This is a genomic window from Nocardia sp. XZ_19_231, from assembly GCF_015355705.1.
GTDB lineage: Bacteria > Actinomycetota > Actinomycetes > Mycobacteriales > Mycobacteriaceae > Nocardia > Nocardia salmonicida.
Genome location: NZ_JACUZI010000001.1, coordinates 1,525,086 through 1,545,932, shown reverse-complemented (window position 1 = coordinate 1,545,932; position 20,847 = coordinate 1,525,086). Strand labels below are relative to the sequence as shown.

Sequence of the window (20,847 nt, the reverse complement as noted above, 5' to 3'; positions counted from 1 at the left end):
AGCGCCAACCGCCATCGAGGAGGCGGCCATGAGCTCGGCCCATGAGTTTCTTCCTTCGAGGCCTCTTTCCCAACGCATTTCGCTGCGACTTGCAAAGCTTCGTTCGAAGCTCAGGCGTGATCTGGCCTTGTTTCTAACCTGGCTGGCGGTGGTGCTGGCGATCGGACTCATCCTGGCGGTGTCCCTCTTCGAGCGCGCAAGCACGGACGACCTCGTCGAGATCGAGCTCAACGATGGGGGGAGGGGCCGTCTCCCGGTCGGGCTCAGGGATGTGCTCTATGCCGATTTCGGCGTGATCCTTGGCTATACGGTTCTTCTTGCCGCAGCATCGCTCACCGCCTGGTTCCTGGCTTGGACGGTGTCGGGGAAGCGTGTGGCGGCCTTCGGTCTCGCAGCCGCGTTCGTCGCTGCGCTTGCGGATGCGGCTGAGAACTCGCTGCTGCTGATCGCGCTGCCGGACGCTGGCTCATCGTCGGTCTGGCGCATCAGCGCCGCGGTCGCCGCCACCGTCAAGTTCTGCGCGCTTGTTCCCGCGATTGTGGTCGCGGTGTGGGGGATCGGGACGGTGTTCGCGCGTATTGCGCAGTGGCTGTTCGTGAGGACTCCCTACCAGTGGAAGAAGGTAGTCGAACCCACGCCGACTCAAAAGGGCCATCAGCAGGGCTGGCGAAACGGGTACGGCGTGCCCGGGGTCGACCTCGGCAAGCTCCGTGAGAAGGCGGACAAGGAGCAGCACACGATCGGTGTGTGCCTGTCCGGCGGAGGAGTCCGCTCGGCGTGCGTGGCTCTGGGCGCCATGCAGACGCTCGCTAAGAAGGGTGTGGAGGGTGTTCTGCACCAGTCCGACTACGTTATCTCGGTATCCGGCGGCGGATACACCGCCGGGGCCTACATCCAATCGCTGCAGCCCCCCGCTTCCGGGTACGGCCAAGCGTCGTCCGCATCACCGGAGACCGAGCCTCTGGCCTTGTCGGACATGTTTGCCGAGGGGTCGGCCGAGCTCGGCCATCTGCGCCGCCACTCGAGCTACATCGCCAACTCGCCGGCCGCGATGATCACAGCGCTCGCCGTGGTGGCGCGGAACCTGGCCACATCGCTGCTCGCGCTCTTCGCACCCGCCGTGGCGCTCGGCGTGATCGCCGGGCTCGCCTACAGCAAATTCCCCATTACGGCCTTCACGCCTTCCCACCTCGCCGACACGCTGGAGGGCTGGTCGCCGCATCCGGTGCCGGTGTGGTGGGCTATCGGCCTCTGCGCTGGCGCTGCGGCGCTGGCGGGATGCGTCGCGATGTTGACCGAGATTATCGGCGGCAGTACGAGCCCACGAGTCCGGTCCCTCCGGCGGTGGGCGCAGAAGTGCTTTCTGGCCTCGACGGCATTTGCCCTGCTGGTAGCCGCCGTGACGGTGGTTCTTCCTGGCGTTCTGTTGTTCAGCGATCGGCTCACTGCCCAGGCGCGGCCTGTCGTGGGCGGAGCGGCGGCGATAGTGGTGCTGAACTACATCGCGGCGCTGGCAGCGATGGGATGGCGGAACAAGGGGTGGGTCGGCGCGCAGCTGAGCAGGATAGGGAGCTCGGGCAAGCCGCGCGCCGCTGCGCGAAAGGCAATCCCGCGGGGCGTGGTTCAGCACCTGCTGGTGGTGATCACCCTCCTCGTACTGCTGCTGGCGTGGCTCGTGACGCTCGGCGGGGTCGCTGCGGACACGTTCGAATCGTTCGTCGGCCGCGGCAGCATCCGCGGGCCGATGTTGGCATCGGCCGGGGCAGGCGTCGCCATGCTGGTGCTCGCTTGTTCGGATGTGACGTCGTTGAGCCTGCACCCGTTCTACCGGCGCAGGCTCGCGTGCGCATTCGCCATCCGCCGCGTGAAGGACAAGAACGGCTCCCTAGTGGCCGAGGCGTACCCACCCGACGAACCGACGACGCTGCCAAGGTACGGCCGCATCCCAGACGGCGACGCTGGTCCGAGGTTCGTGTTCGCCGCAGCGGCGACGATGTCCGGCGCCGACCGGCCCGCCCCCGGCTTGAGCACGGTGTCATACACGATGAGCGCGGACCACATCGGCGGTCCCGACCTCGGCTGGATGAATACGAACGAGCTGCATGATGCCGCGACCGAGCGGATAAAGCGCGACCTGACAGTCCAGGCAGCGGTTGCGATCAGCGGAGCGGCGTTCGCGTCGGCGATGGGCCGCATGAGCGCCGGCTACCAAACGCTGTTGGCGGTGTCGGGTGCCCGGCTCGGTTCCTGGCTGCCGAACCCGTGCTTCGTCAAAAAATCCCAGAAACATGCCAAGGAATGGACCTGGCCCCACGGATTGCCGAACATCCGCGGCCCCTACTCATACCTTCTCCGCGAACTGCTCGGGATAAACCCCAAAGCAGGACGCCTCGTTCAGGTGACCGATGGCGGACACTACGAGAACCTGGGGCTCGTCGAAGCTCTCCGCCGCCGCTGCACACTGATCTACTGCATTGACGCAACCGGCGATCACGGGCCTACCGCCGAAACGCTGTCGGAAGCACTGCGTCTCGCCGAGTTCGAACTCGGCGTGAAGATCACACTCCCGGATCCCGGGTGCCCCTACGCTCCTGAGGACCTTGCGCCGGGAACCGGAAAGGGGTTCGAGCCCGAGACTGCATTCGGCGTCCTGAACGCCCGCCTGACGAAAGGCGCCATCGTTACGGGAGAAATCGAGTACCCGACCGCGAGCGGGCTCGACAACCACGGAGAACATCTCATCGGCCAGCTCATCGTCGCCAAAGCGGTGCTCTGGGACCAATGCGGCTACTGGCTCAGATCGTATGCGGCCGCGAACCCGGTATTCCCGCACGACAGCACCTCGGACCAGTGGTTCGACGAGGGGCAATTCGCTGCCTACACCGAACTCGGTCGGCTGATAGGCGCCGCCGCAATAACCGCTGGCCAAGGCAGCGAACCCCGATACGAGCCGCACGCGGACAGCCCGCACCACTTCCCTGCATGAGTCCACCTTGTGATCGGTGTACCTAGCGGAGAGGCTTCCCATGGTGGACCAATCGGTCGACATCCGAAGTAGGGCCATCGATGATGCGCCGAAACTGCCAGTTTCTAGAGACGGCGGTGGTTGAACCAGTCGACCCACCGGCGGTAGGGAATTCCACGTGATCGACCGGGCGCCGCACGCGTTCGGCCTCGATCGCGCCGACCCGGTCGAGAAGTTTCGCCCATCGGATCGCGGCGCCGTGGTCGTCGAAGGACTGCGAGGTTTGGACGGTACCAGGCATGCACCACGGTGACGAAGCAACCGCCCGGACCCCTCGGCGCTCGCAGAGGACGGCGAACCCCTCAGGGTGGCCCATCGCCAACGGCAAAGTCGCGTCGGAACCGGGCTGCCCAGGCATCTCCAGTGTCATCTTCACCGCGCGGCCGACCTACGACGCTCTGACGTGCGCGTTGGACTGCATCTACACTGGGCAGCGGAAGAGCCACCGACCAGGGCAGCAACGGCCCAGGAGAAAGCGTGCCTTCCTACGCCCATCCCCGCCCTGTCGGCTCGACCGACACAGCGGCTCAGGAAGCGGCGACGACCGTCAGCGACACCGCCGGCTTGCGCCCTCGACAGCTTGCAACTCTCCAGCTGAGGCCAGTCACAGTGCTCACATCGAGCAGGCGTACACCACACGACGTCCGTACCGGTCGACCAAGCTGCGGTCCACCCGGCGATCTCATTGCATTTGGCAATGAATCTGAATCACCTTGCACACCAACCGAACTCCCCTTTCTGATTGGAGAACCATGACAACCCGGAGACAAACACGCTCGCACTCCCGCCGCGCGCTCGGCGGAATCCGCAAGCTTCCGTCAGGGCGCTGGCAGGCCAACTACACCGGTCCGGACCAGGCCATCCACAAAGCCCCGACTACGTTCGACACCAAGGGGCGAGCGGAGGGCTGGATCGCATCGGAGCTCGAGCTCATCGATCTCCAAATATGGATTCCCCCTGCCACTCGCGACATCACCAAGCCCGAACCAGCTCCCGTCCTGTTCGGGCAGTACGCCGAGCGAGTTATCACGACGCGTGTTTCCCGGCGGGGGAAGCCACTCGCGAGACGAACCGTCGACTCCTACAACTACCTGCTGCGTGAACACATAAACCCGACGTTCGAGGAAGCGCCCGTCACCGGAATCACCCTCGAAGTGGTCCGCGACTGGTACCGCAATGTCGCGCGCGTTCGTGCCCGAGGGGCAAAATCCAGCGACGCCGACGACGCGGTGCCCACTACACGCGCACGCGCTTACGAAGTACTTCGCATGGTGCTCAACGTCGCGGTCGACGACGGTCACATCGACCAGAACCCATGCCGAATCACAGGTGCCACCGCTGTCCAACCCGCACACGACACCAGGATTCTGCTCCCCCGCGAGATCGCCGCACTCGCAGACGCGATGCCTGAAGAGCTCGCCGCGTCCGTGCTGTTGGCCGCCTGGTGCGCGCTTCGCCCCTCCGAGACATTCGAGCTGCGCCGCCGAAATCTCAACGCCGACTGCTCCATCCTGACTGTGGCCTTCGCCGCGACCTATCGCAAAGGAGAGATCGTGATCGACCGCCCGAAAGACGGATCGACAGGAGATGTGTGGCTTCCCGACCACATCCGCTCCACCATCGGCACACACCTCGACAATCACGTCGGCCCGGAGCCAGAATCGTTGCTGTTCCCCGACCCCGACACAGGCGATACCATGCGCGAGTGGATCTACCGCCGGATCTTCAGCCAAGCGTGCGTAACGATCGGCCGCCCCGATTTTCGGCCAGGCGAACAGCGCCATACCGGCGGCACCCTGGCGGCGCAAGCTGGCGGCACACTGCCCGAGATCATGGACAGACTTCGCCACAAGACCCCCCATGCCGCTATGCGATACCAGAAAATCGCCGCAGGACGAGCGAGGACAGTCGCGGCGAGTATCTCGGAAATCGCCAAGGACGACAAAGACGGCCTATAGCCCTCTTGGGGCCAGAATATGGGTAATTCAAATCACCCGACATACGCGCTGACCTATGGATACTCCCGCGTTTATAACGACCCGACCGCGCAAAGAGATGCAGATATGAGGTGACGTTTCTGCACGCATCCTGCACGAAAGCGACTAGGCGATTTGAGAATCATGCCTGACCAGCCATTTTGCTATTATCCCAGCTGGTTTCGAACCAGCTGGGACCATATCTGCAGCCTGAACGCGTTACTACTCAGCATCCCACCGCCATTCTGCGGACCTGTCCGAGCTGGTTGAAGCACCTTTCGACGAGGTGGCGCCGTTTGCAGTAAAGACCTGGATCTGCAGGCGCCATGGGCGTTCATGTGGATATTCGGCTCGCCTCCCCCGTGCACCCACACGCCGCCGCCACGTCGCAGGGCAAGGTTGACCCTAGTCGCTTCAGTGGCCCAAACGGCCAAGGCGCTTCCAATGCCGGGCTGACAGGATTTCAACCTGCGACCACCTGGCGCGCGCTCCAGTTGGACGAACCCTACCCATCGGAGGGGACTGCTGCATGAGCTGGTGACATCTGCTGGGCCAGTTGGTGTGTGTAGTTGTCGAATCACCCTTCCGATGTGCGAGTGTCGGTGCGGCAGCGTGTCTCACGGTCCTGCGAGAACCTCAACTTCGCGATTCCGGTGCACCGGCCGAAATGCGGATCGTCTCAACGGATCACCGACTTCTCAGCGTGCGCACGGGCGTGGGGCTCGACGCGACCGTGCACACGACCGTGCACACACAGGTCACGCAGCGCGGGTGGGTTGTATCGTGCGAATTGCCTGGCGCTCGAGCGGAAATTCAGGTTTCATGGAGTGTGGAGGAGCCACTGACAGGTGATAGGAGCCTGTCGTGTCGTCTTCCGGTCAATCCGCTTCGCCGAATCCGGCCAACCGCCCGGACGAGGGTGATGATGGTGCCGACTCCGACGCGGTCCGCGTCGCCGGCCCTCTAGACCCACCCGTTCTCAATGCCGCTGCAGCGGCCGCACTTTTGCGTCTGCTGCAGCGGATCCCGCGCTCAGAGCCAGACAACGACAATTCGGAGGGGTCATGACCCAGATCAGGTTTGCGTTCGCCGGACGCGTCTCGACAGAGGATCAACAAGACCCAGAAGCTTCCCGCAACTGGCAACTGGGGCGTGCCAACGCGTTGATCGAACGACACGGCCAGGTCGTCGCCGAGTTCTTCGATGTCGGCCAGTCTCGATCCATCCCGTGGAAGCGGCGGCCCGAGGCCAACCGACTTCTCGACCTACTCAGAAACCCTGACCGCGGCTTCGACGCGGTCGTAATCGGGGAACCCCAACGTGCCTTCTACGGCAACCAGTTCGGCCTGACCTTCCCTGTCTTCGTCCACTACGGTGTCCAACTCTGGGTACCCGAAGTCGGCGGACAGATCGACCCGGACTCCGAGGCCCACGACATGATCATGTCCGTCTTCGGCGGCATGTCCAAGGGCGAACGCAATCGGATCAAGATCCGAGTCCGCGCTGCCATGGCAGCACAGGCACAGGTCGAAGGCCGCTACCTTGGCGGTCGACCGCCATACGGGTACCAACTCGCCGACGCGGGCCCACACCCGCACCCCGGCAAGGCTGCCGACGGCAAGCGGTTGCATCGGCTCGAATCCGACCCCATTGCCGCACCGGTGGTGCAACGGATCTTCCGCGAATACCTGTCTGGCGTAGGCGTATTCGCGCTCGCTCAGCTGCTCACTACGGACGGAATCGCTTGCCCCTCAGCGCACGACCGCGCACGCAACAGTCACCGAGAGGGGGCTGCGTGGTCGAAGAGCGCTATCCGCGCGATTCTCACCAACCCGCGCTACACCGGGTACGCCGTCTGGAACAGGCAACGCAAGCAGGAATCACTCATCGACGTTGAGGACGTCGCTCTCGGCCACGAAACACGACTGACCTGGAATCCTAAGTCGCAGTGGGTATTTTCCGATCAGCCCGCGCATGAACCGCTGATCGATCGGTCCGTGTTCGACAAGGTGCAGCTCCGGTTGGCCTCCCGCGGACCGCAATCCACCGGTCGGGCGACCCAGCGTCGCAGGCACCCCTACGCCTACAAGGGTCTGATTTCGCATGAAACCTGTGGTCGCCTGATGCAGGGCACCTGGAACCACGACAAGGCACATTATCGTTGCCGGTACCCGTCCGAGTACGCCATCGCCAACCAGATCGACCACCAACCGTCGGTCTACCTGCGCGAGGACCAGTTGACCGCACCGCTCGACCAGTGGCTGGCTCAGATCTTCCAACCAGAACAGATCGAGGAATCGCTGACAACTCTCGAGAGCACCCAACCTGACCGGTTACCCGAACTCGAGACGACGAGACGACTGATCAGCGACTTCGATCGAAAGCTGGCCCGATACCGCGATGCGCTCGACGCAGGCGCTGATCCTGCCACGGTCGCCGGTTGGACCAGACAGACGCAGGCCGAGCGACAGATCGCTGCGAGCCAGCTCGCGACCTTGGAACGAACAGTCGGCCAGAATCTGCGGCTGACCCGTCAAGACGTTCGGGAGCTGGTCGAAGCCCTCGGGGGGATGCTCGTGGCCCTGCGACGAGCTGACCCGGAGGATAAGAATGTGGTCTACCGCCAACTCGGGCTCAAACTCACCTATAGAGACAAAACACGGGTGGTGATCGCCGAAGCGAACCCACCCGTGGGCGTACTGGTTGTGTCCGGAGGGGGACTTGAACCCCCACGCCCTAATACGGGCACTAGCACCTCAAGCTAGCGCGTCTGCCATTCCGCCACCCGGACTTGCTGGTGTGCCAAAAGATTATCCGACGCGCTGTCGGAAACCAAATCGCCCAGTTGACCTGCTGTTTTTGCGGGTCGGCGTGCCTCGGGGGGCGTACCCACATTTGCCTGCCATCCGACAAGATCGAGGCTTGTGGATCGAAGCCATCTGCCGGGGACGCCGTTCAGTCATCGGTGGGTGCGCTCGTTGTTCGTTTGCGGCGCGGGGTCGTCTGTTCGATGCGCGGATCCTCGGTCACCGAGAAGTGTTTCACGTACTCGGACAGGAACGCCTGCAACGTGGCGGTGGCCGGGATGGCCAGTAGCGCACCGACCGCTCCGAGTAGCGCGCCACCGGCGAGCACCGCCAGCAGTGCGACCGCGGCGTTGACGTCGACGGTGCGGGCGGTGATCCGCGGCTGCAGCAGATAGTCCTGTAACCACTGGTAAACGATCGCGAACAAGATGATCCACACCGCGTCCATCGGATCGACGGTCAGCGCCACGAACACCGGAACGGTCGCGGCGATGTAGGTGCCGATGGTCGGGATGAACGCGGAGATCACGCCGAACCACACGCCGAGGGCGATGGGGTTGGGGATGTGGAGTAGCGCCAGGAACGCGCCGTGCACGACCGCGGAGACGATCGCCAGCAGCACCCGCGAATACAGGTAGCCGCCGGTTTTGTCGATGGCGAGGTCCCAGGCGTGCAGGAAGGTCTGCTGGCGGGAGGGTGGAAGCAGAGAACAGACGGTGCGCCGCACCTTCGGACCGCCCGCGGTGAGGTAGACGCTGAACAATGCGATGCTCAGGATCTGGACCAGACCGCCCAAGACGGTGGTCGATACGCCCCAGGCATTGTCGGCGGCCGTGTGGGCGTAGCTCTCGAGGAGGTCGGACTCGCGCATCATCCGCTGACTGAGGTCGTGCATCGTGAAGTGCTGACCGAAGGTGTGGTTGATCCGGTCGACGCCCTCGTTGAGCAGGCGTGGCGATTCATGGACCAGGTTGGTGGCCGTCTCCACCAATAGCGTCACCAGCGCGGCGAGAAAGGCCAGCACGCAGGCGAAGGTGCCCACGAAGACCAGGCCGGTGGCGAGCCCGCGCGGGACGCCCCGTCGCGCCAGCAGCGCGACGGCCGGTTCCATCGCCAGGGAGATGAAGAACGCGACCAACAGGATGATCAGGATTCCGGTCAGTCGGTGAAATGCCCAGTTCGCGAGCAGGAACAGCCCGAAGAACACCAGGGCTAGCGCCATTGCCCGAGGCAGCCACTTCGGCATTCTGGTAGGTGCGGGCGCCGGCGGGACGTTGCCAGGGGAGTCGATGTCCACGGCTTCCAGTGTGGCCCCGGACCAGCTCACTTCCCGGCTCCGACGCGGCCGTCGCGGCAGACCGCTCACCTTTGACGCGCGTTGCCGCACATCCAGCATTTACACACCCACCGCCCGATCATGCGTCAATTCGTCGGCGGCCGGAGCATCGGCTTGCTACAGTCCCAGACAGTCTGACTACGGATGCGTAGAAATTGTTTATACATCCGTGTAGATCAGAGGGTCGGATCCGGTCGAGCAGCTCGGCGACCGCATTGAACACGGGGTGATCGAGATGGTATCGATAGACAATAAGGCCACTTCAACAACCGATTTCGAGCTCATTGTCAGGTACTGCCTCGACTGGTGGCGCGACCATCCGCGCCAGTCCGTCGAGACCGCGGGCCGACAGGTCACCATGGCGTGGCAGGCCACCGCGGAGCTGGTCCGAGCACTGGTTCACCGGCGCTTTCCGCTGTCGGAATTCCTCCGTCAGAGCTCTTTCATGGCAGGTGTCTCAGCCACTCCGACGCTGCTGGTCGCCATCCCTATCGCGGCCATCGTGTCGATCCAGATCGGTTCGCTGGTGAGCCAGGTCGGCGCGACGACCTTCATCGGGGCGGTCAACGGCCTCGGCATCATCCGTCAGGGCGCGCCGCTGGTCACCTGTCTGATGATCGCGGGCGCGGTCGGTTCGTCGATCTGCGCCGATCTCGGCTCTCGCACGATCCGCGAGGAGATCGATGCCATGCGGGTGATGGGCGTCGACCCGATCGGCAGGCTGGTCGCGCCGCGCCTGCTCGCCGCGGTGCTGGTGAGCATTCTGCTGTGTGGGTTCGTGGTGTTCGTCGGGTTCGCCACCGGCTACCTGTTCAACATCTTCATTCAGGACGGCACGCCCGGTTCCTACATCAGCACCTTCGCCTCGTTCGCCGTCGCGAGCGACCTGCTGGTCGCACTGGTGAAGGCAGCGGTATTCGGCGCGCTCACCGCGATCATCGCCTGTGATTGCGGCCTGAACACCAAAGGTGGGCCCGGCGGTGTCGCGAACGCGGTGAACTCCGCGGTGGTCAGCTCGGCGATCGTGTTGTTCGCGGCCAATATCGCGCTCACCCAGATCTACAACACCGTGTTCCCTTCCAAGGTGCTCTGAGATGACCAATTACATACCGCCCCTGCTGCGTCCGCTACGTGCTGCCAAGACCGCGACCACCCCGCTCACCGAGGCGAACGCGAGATTGGGACACCAGGGTGTCGTCTTCGTCGAGTCGTTGCTGGCCATTCCGTTCGTCCTTCGGCACTACCGCAAAGAGGTGGTGCGATTGATCATCGACGTCACCTGGGGCAATGGCGCTCTGGTGGTCGGTGGCGGCACGGTCGGGGTGATCCTGATTCTGTGTGGCTTCGGCGGCATCACCGTGGGAATGGAATCGCATACCGCCTTGGATCTGGTGACGATGAGCCCGCTCACCGGCGCGATCTCCGGTTTCGCTACCACCAGAGAGCTGGCTCCGCTGCTGGCCACCATCGCCTTCGCCGCTCAGGCGGGTTGCCGATTCACCGCCCAGATCGGCTCGATGCGGATCGCCGAGGAGATCGACGCGCTCGAGTCGATGGCGATCCGCCCACTCCCCTATCTCATCACCACCCGCATGCTGGCCGCCGCGGTCGCGATCCTGCCGCTCTACAGCGTCGGCATGGCCACCGCCTACCTCACCACCAAGGTCACCGCGTTCTTCTTGGGGGACAACGGCATCGGCACCTACGACCACTACTTCCACCAGTTCCTCGACCCGGGCGACATCGTGTATTCGGTCCTCAAGGCGGTCGCGTTCGTGCTCGTGGCCACCTTCATCCAATGTCACTTCGGCTATATCGCCGCTGGCGGGCCGGAAGGCGTCGGGGTCGCGGCCGGGCGCGCGATCAAGATGACGATCATCGTCGTCGTCTTCCTCAATCTGCTTCTCACACTCGCGATCTGGGGCGTCGACTCCGGTATCCGAATCTCCGGATAAGGGGACTGAAATGTATCCGGATCCCAGTGGACGCGGCTGGTCGCGCGGGCGGCTGAGCGTGGCCGGTGTGGCGATGACACTGAGTCTGTCCGGTGTCGTCGCACTGCTCGGACTGCGCTACGCGGGCCATTTCGAGGAAACCGTCGCGGTGACGGCACTGATGACCAGTACCGGCGACGGGCTGCCTGCTCGCGCCGACGTGCGCTTTCACGGGCTGCTCGTCGGCACGGTGTCGGCGGTCGAGATCGCCGAGAAGGGGCTGAGCCAGCGAGTGGGTATGGACTTGGAGCCTGCTGCTGCCGGGGCCATTCCGGCTTCGGTGACGGCCCGTGTCGTGCCGGCCAACATCTTCGGAGTCACCTCGATCGAACTCGTGGACAACGGCCCGGCCGCGACACCATTACGGGCAGGTTCCGTCGTCGAGCAGGACACCAGCCGCGCCACGGTAGCCCTGCAGACCACGCTGACCACCTTGCGCGACGTCTTGAACCGCATCCAGCCCGCCAAACTCGCCCGTGTGCTGGCCACCCTGGCCGAGGCACTCGACGGTGATACCCGAATGCCCGGCTCCACGATCGAACGGCTCGACCAGTGGATCACCGAGGTCCGCGCACTGCCCGGCATCGGTGATCTGCTCGGCGATCTCGGCGCGGCCACCGCGGCGGTGAATCAGTCGGCGCCCGAACTCGCTGATGCCCTCGGCAAATCGGTGCAGACGGCGCACACGATCACCGCTCGCCGCAACCAGGTGATCGCACTGCTCACCTCGGCAGGTACTGCCACCGACGCGACCCAGGCTCTGTTCGCCCGGAACCCGGATGCGGGCAAGGAGCTCGTCGTCGGACTGGACGAGACATTCGGCGCGCTCGCGGCGGATCCGTCGGCGTTGAGCGAAACCGTCACCGCACTCGGTGATTCCCTGAGTCGCCTTGCCACCGTGTTCAATTGGGGACCCAGCAAGCAGATGCAATGGGATGTCACGGTCTCGTTCACTCCGTTCCGCCAGTACACCGCGGCCGACTGCCCGCGTTACGGCAGCCAGGCCGGACCACGGTGCGACACCGGCAGCATCCCGGATTCCCCGGCGCCACAGTCGTATCCGGCACAGCTGATTCCCGGCTGGCTGGCCTCCGCAGGGCCTGCGCCGATTCCCACCATGCCGGCACTGCCTACCCTGCCGCATATTCCGGCGCTGCCGAACATCCCCGGACTCTCGCTCCCCGGTCTGGTGATTCCCGGCATCACCGCACCGGCGAGTTCTGCTCCGCCACCGCCCGGCCACCGAGCCGGACCGGTCGCGCTGACCGGCCCCGCCGCGGTGGCCGCGTTCCTGGGCAAACGCCCGAACACCACGCAGCAGCTTCTGCTCGGCTCCGTGCTCACCGGCGCGACCGTGACGGTCGCGCCGCCATCCTCAGGAGGTCACTGAGATGCGCACCCGCACTACCTATTTCGGGCTCGCCGTCTTCGTCGCACTGTCCATGATCGCGACCTACACGATCTGGTCGACGTTGCAACGTTCGGTGCCGGGCGACACCCATCGCTACAGCGCCACCTTCACCGATGTGCTCGGTTTACGCACCGGCGACGACGTGCGTATCGCCGGAGTGCGAGTCGGCCGGGTCGACGCGATCGATCTGGTCGACCGCCGCAACGCCGAGGTGACCCTGTCGGTGCAGTCTCGCCAGCACCTGAGCACCACCACCACAGCGATGATCCGCTATCAGAATCTGATCGGCCAGCGCTACGTCGCGCTGGCCGTGGGCGAATCCGCGGGCGAACCACTCCCCGCGGGCGGCTCGATTCCCCTGGAGCGCACCGAATCGTCGTTCGACGTCTCCGCCATGCTGTCGGGCTTCGAACCACTGTTCAGCCTGCTGCAACCCGACGAGGTGAACTCACTGTCGGAAACCCTGGTGCAGGCGCTGCAAGGTGACGGAGTGTCGTTGTCGGCCTTGATCACCCAGGCAGCCGCGCTGGCCACGACCTTCTCCGAACGCGACGAGATCCTCGGCGCGGTGATCACCAACCTCAGCGATGTGATCACCAGCCTGGCCAACCGCAGCGGTGAGCTGGAGACGCTGATCACCCAGTCCCGTGCGCTGGTCAGCGGGCTGTACGAACAGGGAGCGGTACTCGAGGATTCGGTCACGGGAATCGCTGAGTCGACGACGAAACTCACCGATCTCATCACCAGGGTCGCACCGGGTATGGCACAGGCACAGCGACAGGCGAGCGAAGGCGTCGACCTGCTGCTGTCCAATGGTGCGCGCCTGGATCAGTCGGCGATCGAACTACCGCTGATCCTGGCCGGTCTGGCCCGGATCAGCGGCAACGGCACCTACGTCAATACCTATGTCTGCAGCCTCGACGTGTCGTTGTGGGGCGTGCTGTTCCCCCGCGGAATGTTCTCCCAGGTCGGCGGCAACGAACACTCGGAGGTCTGCCGATGATCACATTCCTGTTCTCCCTTGTCCGCACGACCCTGCTCGATGCGTTCCGCAACCGGTACTTCGCCCTCGGCATCGCGGCGGGGGTCACGGTGATCGTGCTCGTCCTGGGATCCGGGATACTCTCGCGCGCCCACCTCGGTGAGGACACCGTCCACGCGGAATTCGCCCAGGCCGCGGGCCTGCGGACAGGCAACAGCGTCGACGTGGCCGGGATCGAAGTCGGCACGGTCACTTCCGTGCGGCTCGAGCGGGACCGTGTCCTGGTCACGATGAGTGTGCGGCCCGACCTGTCCGTGGGTCACGACGCGAAAGCGGCGATCAAGATGTCGACCATTCTCGGCAAGATGCACGTCGAACTCGATCCGGGGGCCGAGGGGCACCTGCCCGGTTCTCGAATCCCGTTGTCGGCCACCACCGTTCCCTACAACCTGGCCAAAGTCGTGAACGATCCGAAATATCGCAATTCCTTCGAGCATCTCGAACGACTCGATCCGAACGCGTTGCGCGCCAGCCTGGACGCGGTGAGCACGCAGTTGGGCGATTCACCGGCGCTCACCGCCCAGGCGCTCGACAGCGTCGGCGCCCTAGCCAAGGTGATCGCCTCCCGGCGCGATGAGGTGGATCAGTTGCTGGGCAGCATGGATCAGGTCTCCGGACTGATTTCCGACAACCAGAACAGCGTGCTGGTGTTGCTGACCAACGGCCAGGCAATCGGCGACTCCGTCGTCCAGCGTCGCGATCTGATCAGAGAGCTGCTCGACAACATCGCCGCTGCTTCGAAGATCTTGCAGGACATGGGTATCGACGACGGCGGCAGGCTCGGCCCGCTCATCCACAACCTGAACACCATGTCGCAGGGTCTGGAGAAGAATCGCGAACACCTCGACGCGCTGTATCAGGTGATGCCGGTGGCGGTCCGCCAATTCAACAACTCGTTCGCCCAGGGACCCTACGGCGACATCTACATGCCGTGGCTGTTCCCGGACAACTGGCTGTGCCTGGCCGACGCGGTAGAAGGGTGCAAATGATGCGCAGGTTGCTGCAATGCCTAGCGCTGGTGATCATCACCGGCATCGGCATGGGCTGTTCGTCGATCCCGGTGTCGCTTCGCCCTGATGCCGTCCACCTCACCGCGGACTTCGAAGGGGCCGCGGGTCTGTTCGTCGGCAATGACGTGTCGGTCCTCGGAGTCCCGGTCGGGCGAGTCGACGCGATCGAGCCCAAGGGCGCCTTCGTCGAGGTCGCGATGACCATCGAGCCGGGCGTCGAGCTGCCTGCGAACGCCATGGCTGCCCTGGTCTCCCCTCAGCTCATCACCAATCGTCACGTCGAATTGACTCCCGCCTATTCCGGCGAAGGGCCCATACTCGCAGACGGCGCACATATACCGTTGGCGCACACCAGAACTCCGGTGGAGCTCGACCGCATCCTGCGAAACTTCGAACAACTCGGCGAGGCGCTGAAGGGCGACAACGCGAACGGCCCGATGGCCAGCCGGGTGCTGTTTCCGATGCTCGACGGCAACGGTGACCGAATCCGCGAAACCCTCGACGTCCTCTCCACGACGTTCGAGGTGTCGCTGGCCAATCGCGACCAGATCTCACGCACCATCGTCGAGCTCAACGAGCTCACCACGATGATCGCCGGGAACGACCAGACGGTCCGCGACTTCAGCGGCCGACTCACCGAACTCGTCGCCCTGCTCGCCGAACAGGCGCCGGGCTTGGCCGCGGTACTCACCCAGGTCAACGACTTCATCGCCAACACCTCCACGGTGCTGGCCGAGAATCGCGCACCGCTCACCGACGCGGTGAGCCGTCTGGTCACCGTTACCGGCCAGATGCGCGACAACGCACGCGGCCTCACCGAGATCGTCGATGTGACGCCGCTGATGGCCGACAACTTCGCCCGCGCGGTCAGCACCGACCAACAGACGCTGCGGCTGCATCTGCTCACCGATAAAACGTTGCTGGACAACGAGACTCTGTCGCTGTTGTGTGCTCGGGTCGCCTTGCGCGCCGACGGCTGCCGGACGGGCAAACTCATGGACTTCGGTCCGGACTTCGGTCTGACCGCCGCACTCCTCGGACTGTCCGAATGAGCAGAGCCGCCCGACTCACCGTCACCGCACTCGCCGCGCTCAGCGTGTGCTCGTGCACGGTCACCGTCGACAATGTCCCGCTGCCGCGCCCCGGTGTCGACGGGCCGTCCTACCGTTTGCACGCGGTGTTCGACAACGCGCTCAATCTGCCCGAACGGGCCAGGGTCAAGATCGGCGGCACCGACGTAGGGGTCGTCACCAGGATCGATACGACGAATTTCCTCGCCGATGTCGAGCTCGAGGTGCGCCGCGATATCGCACTACCGCGGGGAACCCGTACCGAATTGCGGCAGCCGACCCCGTTGGGCGACATCCACGTTGCCATCGTGCTGCCGGAACACCAGCCCGGTACCCCATTGCTCGCCGACGGCGATGTCATCGACCGCGAGCACACGTCGGCAGGCGCGTCGGTCGAGGAGCTGATGATGGCGATGTCGATGCTGCTCGACGGCGGTGCGATGAACCAGGTCGCCCGCATCACCTCCGAACTCAACACGATCGTCGGCGGACGCGGACCCCAGCTGTCGCACCTGCTCACCGAACTCACCGCGACGCTGGGCGCGTTGAATCAACGCACGGGGCAGATCGATTCGGTGTTGAACGGACTGGATGGCCTCACCTCCACTCTGCGCGCCCGCAAGGCCGAACTCGGTCAGGCAGCCGACACCTTCCCCGATCTGATCGCCGTGATCGCCGAGAACAACCGCGCCATCACCGATCTCACGACGAAGGTATCCACGGTGACCGCCGCGCTCGGCGACTTCACCTCGACCACCGGTCCCGAATTCCTCAGCCTGTTCGACAGCGTGCAGGCATTGATGACCGGATTCACTCGGATGGGGGACAACTTGGGCACCACGCTGGACAGGCTCAACACGCTGGGGCCGGTGGCGCGGACGTCGATGCAAGGGTCGAGTTTGGCTGTCGCAGCGCGGATCTCGTATCTGGACATCGGCGCGCTCACCGACACCGAGGGCAGCAGGTTGCCCGACGGCACCGACGTCACCGCGTTCGTCGGCAGCCTCGCCCAGGTAACGGCTCGGGTGCTCGGCCGGCTGCAGGGAGGCCATCGATGATCCCGCGCGCCGCTACCCTCGTCGTCCGGCTGGCACGCTGGGCTGAGCGCCACAAGACAGCCGGTGCCATGCTCGGCATGATCGGGATGCTCGTCATCGGATCCGGCTACATCGCCGTCGACGTCGTCGGCATCCGGCCACTGCACACGACCTACACCGTGCGGGTCCAGCTCCACAGCTCCGGCGGACTGCTCCCGCACAGCAACGTCACCGTCCGCGGGGTGCGGGTGGGCGCGGTACGCGCCATCGCGCTCGACGGCGTCGGCATCCTCGCCGAAGCCGAGATCGACAGCGCTACAACCATTCCCGTCGGGACACCCGTAGCGATCGGGCGTCTTTCGGCAGCAGGTGAACAGTATCTCGACTTCCGGCCGACCACCGGCGCGGGACCCTATCTGGCCGATGGCGCGACGGTGGCTGCCGACCAGGTGAGCACCCCGGTCACGATCGACTCGTTCCTGGACAACACCGGAGCGCTCATCGCCGGGATGAACCCGGACCGGCTCACGGTGATCGTCGACGAACTCGATCGCGCGCTGCTCGGCGGCCCCGATGTGCTGCGCACTGTGATCAGCGGTCTCAGCCAGGCGATGACCGGCCTCACCGGACTGCTCCCCCAGACCACCGAGCTGATTCGCAATCTGGGGGTCATCGCCGACACCACCGCACACGCCCAGCCCGACCTCGCCACCCTGGTCCGCGGGTCGAGCGCGCTGTTCGACCAGATGAACGCCGCCGACAACGAGGTGCGCGAACTTCTCGACGACGGTCCGGGCAGGCTGACCACACTCGGCGGCGTTCTCACCGAGACCAGCGACCCACTGACCAGCCTGGTGACCAATTTCGTCGCCATCACCCGAGCGGCCCGATTGCGGACCCCGGCCATGACAGCACTGTTTCCCGCCTTGCGCGCCGGTGTCGTCGCTCTCGGAGTTCCGGCCCACGACAACGCCTTTCACACCATGGCTGACATCTGGCCGCGTCCCACCTGCGAGTACGAGACCATCCCGGTCTCCCCCGCCGGGGTCTCCGACGGCCGTGGCCGCCTCTACAACTACTGCGTCACCAGCCATCCCGAACTGCAGGTCCGTGGCTCGGCCAACGCACCGCGCCCTGCCGGACCCGACAACGGATCGGGCCCGCCTCCCGGCGTCACCGGCGACGAACTCTCCGTCCCCCTGCCCGCCAACTGACCCCTTCCTCCAAAGGACGTATCCATGACCACCGACGACTCGAACTCCGAGACCACCGAACCGACTACGGAACCTCGGCGAATTACTCTGCGCCGCTTCGTGATCCCGGCGGCCGCGATGATCACGATCGCCGCTGTCGCCGCCGCCTCCTTCCTCGCCGTGGACAACCACCGCATCCGCGCCCGTGAACAGGCGCGCGACTCCGCACTCGCGGCGGCGTGCACCTACGCCCCGACGCTGGCTCGCTACGACGCCAAGGATCTCGACACCTATTTCGCCGCCGTGATTGCGGGCGCCACCGGCAGCTGGAAGACCGAATTCGACGCCACCAGCAAAGATCTGCGCGACGTGCTCGCCCAGGGGCAGGTGGTCTCCACGGTCGGCAACGTCACCTGCGCCATCGAGTCCGCCGACGAGACGTCGGCGACAGCGGTGGCCGTGATCAATCAGACCATCACCAGCCTCGGCACCAAGGGCGAGCCGACTCCCGGACAGCTCTCGGTGAGCATGTCGCTGCGCAAGGACCTCGATCGCTGGCTGGTCAGTGAAGTCAGCACCCCGACGCTTTCGCGCTGATCGAGAGGATGCCACTCGCCCGCGCGATGAGTGCCGTGCGGTCCCAGCCCACTGCCGAAAATGTTCTGTCGGTTGAGGAATGGCGCGCCCGCTCGGTATTCACAGCCGAATTTCGGCCGAAAACGGAGCGCGAACCGTAGCGGCCCGTGGTACGGACTGCTATCATCTTACTTGAAAACTACACGCGAGTAGTAATTGAATTGATAGCTCGCGACCGACAGCAAAGAATATGGGGAGAACCGCATGGCAGCACTACGCGCATGGTTGTCGCTACCGGAGGTCGCGCCGGCCGAGGACTACGGATTCTTCGGACCCGACTCCGTCGCCTGGCGGGTATGGAGTTACCCGACCGGATTGACCATCGGCTTTCAGCGAGCAGTCGTTATCGAGGAACTCGACCCCGCACTGATCGCGGCCGTGGACACCACCGGTGCGATCTATAGCCGCCCCCGTACTCGCTACGACCGCACGTTGCGCTATTTCGCCATGGTGATGTTCGCCGACAGTCGGTCGACGACCAGCGCGGCCGATATCTTGGTCAAGATCCATTCCAAGGCCGTGGGAATCGATCCGGTGACCGGGAAGTACTACGACGCGAACGACCCGCAGTCGCAGTTGTGGATTCACCTCACCGCGTGGCACTCCCTGCTGATCGCCTACGAGAAGTTCGGACCGGGGCGGCTCAGCGCCGACGACGAGTCCCGGTATTGGCACGAGTGCGCCCGAGCAGCAGAACTCCAAACCTGCGATCCAGCAGATGTTCCCCGTACTCGCGAAGGCGTGGCGCAGTACTTCGAACGCATGCGCCCGCAACTCATCGGATCCGATATCGCGAAGAAGGCGATGAATCATCTCCTCGACGCCGAGGTGATGCTGCCGCCGATGCCGCTCGTGCTGCGACCGCTGTTCACCATCGTCGCGGCATTCCTGCGCCGCGGAACACTGGCCACGATGCCGCGCTGGATGCGGGAGATGGCCGGACTACCGACCGGACGCGTTCTCGATCTCCTCGTCCTGCCCTGGCTGAGCGCGGCGATGACAGTGGTCAGCTTCAATACTCGGCTGCAATTGCTCCTGCTGCAGCTGATCTCGCCGACGACGGTGCCGGTGGCGGCACCGGTGCTGCTCGCATTGACGCCGAACAATCCGGTGACCACGACACCCCGGCAGGCTCAGAAGAAATATGGATACGACATCCCGTCGCAAGCCCACCACGCACTACGCGCGAAACAACGCGACCGCGTGTTGATGGATGGCCTCGCTCCCTCCGATGAGGGCCTCATCGAATCGCAACCGATCCTCGGCGACATCGCCTGACAACGGAATAGAGAACGACAATGGTGACAAAGCTACTGGAACGCCGGCTCAGTATCCGTCAGATGATGTACCTGGCCATCGCAGGCGGCATTCCCTATATCGCGATCGGTGTGATCTGGTTGATCACCCACGACAGCCATCTGAGCGACTTGCACGGGCTCGACCGATTGTTCTCCGCGATCGGCCAGATAATCGCCTGGCCCGTGCTGATCATCGCCGATATCGAACTGAGGTAGTCGACCGGTACGAATCCGCTCACCGAATATCGGTGAGCGGATTTCCGTCGTTTCTCGACCTAACACTCAATCGGACTGAGCATCACTGTCCGCATCCCCGGAAAATTCGGCTCCCGGCCTGTCCGGCAATGTTCGGATCATGGACCGGACAGTGGCGCGTAATCGTTCAGGCGGAAAGCGTTGCGGATCCGACAGCACCATTCGTCCCAGTACTTCGGTGAACCCGAGCATCACGTGGGCGATCAATTCGACATCGACCTCGTGCGGGCCACCGCGCACAGCAAAACCCGCGGTCAGCAGCTCGACACACTGATCGAGGAGCTTGTCGCGGGCCGCGCCGAGCAGTTCGCGATAGTCGGTCGGCGCACCGTCGCTGTGCAGCAGGATCAGACGCCAGCGGGTCGGGGCGGCGGCGACAGATTCGAGAAACGCCATCACTGCCGCGACGTACTCACGATCAGGGTCGGATTCTTGCAGGTCACGCGGCATAGCAGCGGAGACCTGACCCATTCCCCGTGCGTGTTCCCGGTGCAGCAGGTGCGCCATCAGCTCCGGCGCGGTGGGATACATCGCGTACAGCACCGGCTTGGCTACGCCGGCTTCCTTGGCAACTGCCTGCATGGTCAAATTCGCGAGTCCGGCATCGCCGACGACACGGAGCGCGGCGTCGAGCAGTTGCGTTCTACGCTCATCCGGCGGAAGTCGGGGCCCGTTGCGACGCTTCGGGCGAGCGTTGGTCTGGATGCTCTCGGTGCTCACCACTGCATTATCTCCCACACCCGCAGCGGTCGTCGGC

Annotated in this window: 16 protein-coding genes, 1 tRNA gene and 1 pseudogene; 14 read left to right on the top strand and 4 right to left on the bottom strand. The window is 64.6% G+C overall.

The annotated features are described in order from the left end of the window. Positions 1-28: 28 nt before the first annotated feature. The 3 genes and pseudogenes from IBJ82_RS07030 to IBJ82_RS34560 form a co-directional block, all read left to right on the top strand. Complete coding sequence (locus tag IBJ82_RS07030; RefSeq protein WP_194825038.1) at positions 29-2,986, top strand: patatin-like phospholipase family protein; 2,958 nt, start codon at positions 29-31, stop codon at positions 2,984-2,986. Between the two features lie 1,307 nt (positions 2,987-4,293). Beyond that, a complete protein-coding gene (gene xerC, locus IBJ82_RS07025) occupies positions 4,294-4,983 on the top strand; it encodes a tyrosine recombinase XerC (RefSeq protein WP_194825037.1) in 690 nt (229 codons plus the stop codon). 1,082 nt (positions 4,984-6,065) lie between these two features. After that, a pseudogene (locus IBJ82_RS34560) lies at positions 6,066-6,974 on the top strand (recombinase family protein); the annotation flags it as partial. Between the two features lie 360 nt (positions 6,975-7,334). Here the strand turns inward: IBJ82_RS34560 and IBJ82_RS34555 are convergent. The 3 genes from IBJ82_RS34555 to IBJ82_RS07010 form a co-directional block, all read right to left on the bottom strand. Beyond that, positions 7,335-7,628 carry a hypothetical protein gene (locus IBJ82_RS34555; protein ID WP_228536469.1) on the bottom strand — a complete coding sequence of 98 codons (294 nt, stop codon included), beginning with the start codon at positions 7,626-7,628 and terminating at the stop codon, positions 7,335-7,337. 79 nt (positions 7,629-7,707) lie between these two features. Continuing rightward, positions 7,708-7,792, bottom strand: a tRNA-Leu gene (locus IBJ82_RS07015). A gap of 164 nt (positions 7,793-7,956) precedes the next feature. After that, positions 7,957-9,135, bottom strand: coding sequence for an AI-2E family transporter (locus IBJ82_RS07010; RefSeq protein WP_370585188.1), 1,179 nt, complete (start codon positions 9,133-9,135; stop codon positions 7,957-7,959). Positions 9,136-9,379: 244 nt separating this feature from the next. On the opposite strand from IBJ82_RS07010, the gene IBJ82_RS07005 reads away from it, so the two are divergent. From IBJ82_RS07005 to IBJ82_RS06955, 11 genes are all read left to right on the top strand, one after another. Further along, positions 9,380-10,237 (top strand): ABC transporter permease, encoded by an 858-nt coding sequence (locus IBJ82_RS07005; RefSeq protein ID WP_194825036.1) that lies wholly within the window; start codon positions 9,380-9,382, stop codon positions 10,235-10,237. Position 10,238: 1 nt separating this feature from the next. Then, positions 10,239-11,099: an ABC transporter permease gene (locus tag IBJ82_RS07000; protein ID WP_194825035.1), complete on the top strand. Its 861-nt coding sequence runs from the start codon at positions 10,239-10,241 to the stop codon at positions 11,097-11,099. Between the two features lie 10 nt (positions 11,100-11,109). Then, complete coding sequence (locus IBJ82_RS06995) at positions 11,110-12,528, top strand: MlaD family protein (RefSeq protein WP_194825034.1); 1,419 nt, start codon at positions 11,110-11,112, stop codon at positions 12,526-12,528. A 1-nt stretch (position 12,529) separates the two neighbouring features. Further along, positions 12,530-13,552 (top strand): MlaD family protein, encoded by a 1,023-nt coding sequence (locus IBJ82_RS06990; protein ID WP_194825033.1) that lies wholly within the window; start codon positions 12,530-12,532, stop codon positions 13,550-13,552. Next, a complete protein-coding gene (locus tag IBJ82_RS06985) occupies positions 13,549-14,580 on the top strand; it encodes an MlaD family protein (RefSeq protein WP_194825032.1) in 1,032 nt (343 codons plus the stop codon). The genes IBJ82_RS06990 and IBJ82_RS06985 overlap by 4 nt, the downstream gene beginning before the upstream one ends. Next, a complete protein-coding gene (locus IBJ82_RS06980; protein ID WP_194825031.1) occupies positions 14,577-15,653 on the top strand; it encodes an MCE family protein in 1,077 nt (358 codons plus the stop codon). Before IBJ82_RS06985 ends, IBJ82_RS06980 begins: the two co-directional genes overlap by 4 nt. Continuing rightward, on the top strand, positions 15,650-16,729 hold the full coding sequence (locus IBJ82_RS06975) for an MCE family protein (protein ID WP_194825030.1): 1,080 nt from the start codon (positions 15,650-15,652) through the stop codon (positions 16,727-16,729). Before IBJ82_RS06980 ends, IBJ82_RS06975 begins: the two co-directional genes overlap by 4 nt. Next, positions 16,726-17,922 carry an MCE family protein gene (locus IBJ82_RS06970; RefSeq protein WP_194825029.1) on the top strand — a complete coding sequence of 399 codons (1,197 nt, stop codon included), beginning with the start codon at positions 16,726-16,728 and terminating at the stop codon, positions 17,920-17,922. The genes IBJ82_RS06975 and IBJ82_RS06970 overlap by 4 nt, the downstream gene beginning before the upstream one ends. 24 nt (positions 17,923-17,946) lie before the next feature. Next, positions 17,947-18,498 (top strand): hypothetical protein, encoded by a 552-nt coding sequence (locus tag IBJ82_RS06965; protein WP_194825028.1) that lies wholly within the window; start codon positions 17,947-17,949, stop codon positions 18,496-18,498. A gap of 243 nt (positions 18,499-18,741) precedes the next feature. Then, on the top strand, positions 18,742-19,815 hold the full coding sequence (locus tag IBJ82_RS06960; protein WP_194825027.1) for an oxygenase MpaB family protein: 1,074 nt from the start codon (positions 18,742-18,744) through the stop codon (positions 19,813-19,815). Positions 19,816-19,835: 20 nt separating this feature from the next. Beyond that, a complete protein-coding gene (locus IBJ82_RS06955; RefSeq protein ID WP_056809498.1) occupies positions 19,836-20,051 on the top strand; it encodes a hypothetical protein in 216 nt (71 codons plus the stop codon). A gap of 66 nt (positions 20,052-20,117) precedes the next feature. Here IBJ82_RS06955 and IBJ82_RS06950 read toward each other — a convergent pair whose 3' ends face one another. Next, positions 20,118-20,810: a TetR/AcrR family transcriptional regulator gene (locus tag IBJ82_RS06950; RefSeq protein WP_194825026.1), complete on the bottom strand. Its 693-nt coding sequence runs from the start codon at positions 20,808-20,810 to the stop codon at positions 20,118-20,120. Positions 20,811-20,847: the final 37 nt, after the last annotated feature.

Coding starts and splice junctions, on each gene's coding strand:
- IBJ82_RS07005 (WP_194825036.1), top strand. CDS start 9,380: ATGGTATCGATAGACAATAAGGCCACTTCAACAACCGATTTCGAGCTC.
- IBJ82_RS07000 (WP_194825035.1), top strand. CDS start 10,239: ATGACCAATTACATACCGCCCCTGCTGCGTCCGCTACGTGCTGCCAAG.
- IBJ82_RS07030 (WP_194825038.1), top strand. CDS start 29: ATGAGCTCGGCCCATGAGTTTCTTCCTTCGAGGCCTCTTTCCCAACGC.
- xerC (WP_194825037.1), top strand. CDS start 4,294: ATGGTGCTCAACGTCGCGGTCGACGACGGTCACATCGACCAGAACCCA.
- IBJ82_RS06985 (WP_194825032.1), top strand. CDS start 13,549: ATGATCACATTCCTGTTCTCCCTTGTCCGCACGACCCTGCTCGATGCG.
- IBJ82_RS06960 (WP_194825027.1), top strand. CDS start 18,742: ATGGCAGCACTACGCGCATGGTTGTCGCTACCGGAGGTCGCGCCGGCC.
- IBJ82_RS06990 (WP_194825033.1), top strand. CDS start 12,530: ATGCGCACCCGCACTACCTATTTCGGGCTCGCCGTCTTCGTCGCACTG.
- IBJ82_RS06975 (WP_194825030.1), top strand. CDS start 15,650: ATGAGCAGAGCCGCCCGACTCACCGTCACCGCACTCGCCGCGCTCAGC.
- IBJ82_RS06955 (WP_056809498.1), top strand. CDS start 19,836: ATGGTGACAAAGCTACTGGAACGCCGGCTCAGTATCCGTCAGATGATG.
- IBJ82_RS06995 (WP_194825034.1), top strand. CDS start 11,110: ATGTATCCGGATCCCAGTGGACGCGGCTGGTCGCGCGGGCGGCTGAGC.
- IBJ82_RS06980 (WP_194825031.1), top strand. CDS start 14,577: ATGATGCGCAGGTTGCTGCAATGCCTAGCGCTGGTGATCATCACCGGC.
- IBJ82_RS06970 (WP_194825029.1), top strand. CDS start 16,726: ATGATCCCGCGCGCCGCTACCCTCGTCGTCCGGCTGGCACGCTGGGCT.
- IBJ82_RS06965 (WP_194825028.1), top strand. CDS start 17,947: ATGACCACCGACGACTCGAACTCCGAGACCACCGAACCGACTACGGAA.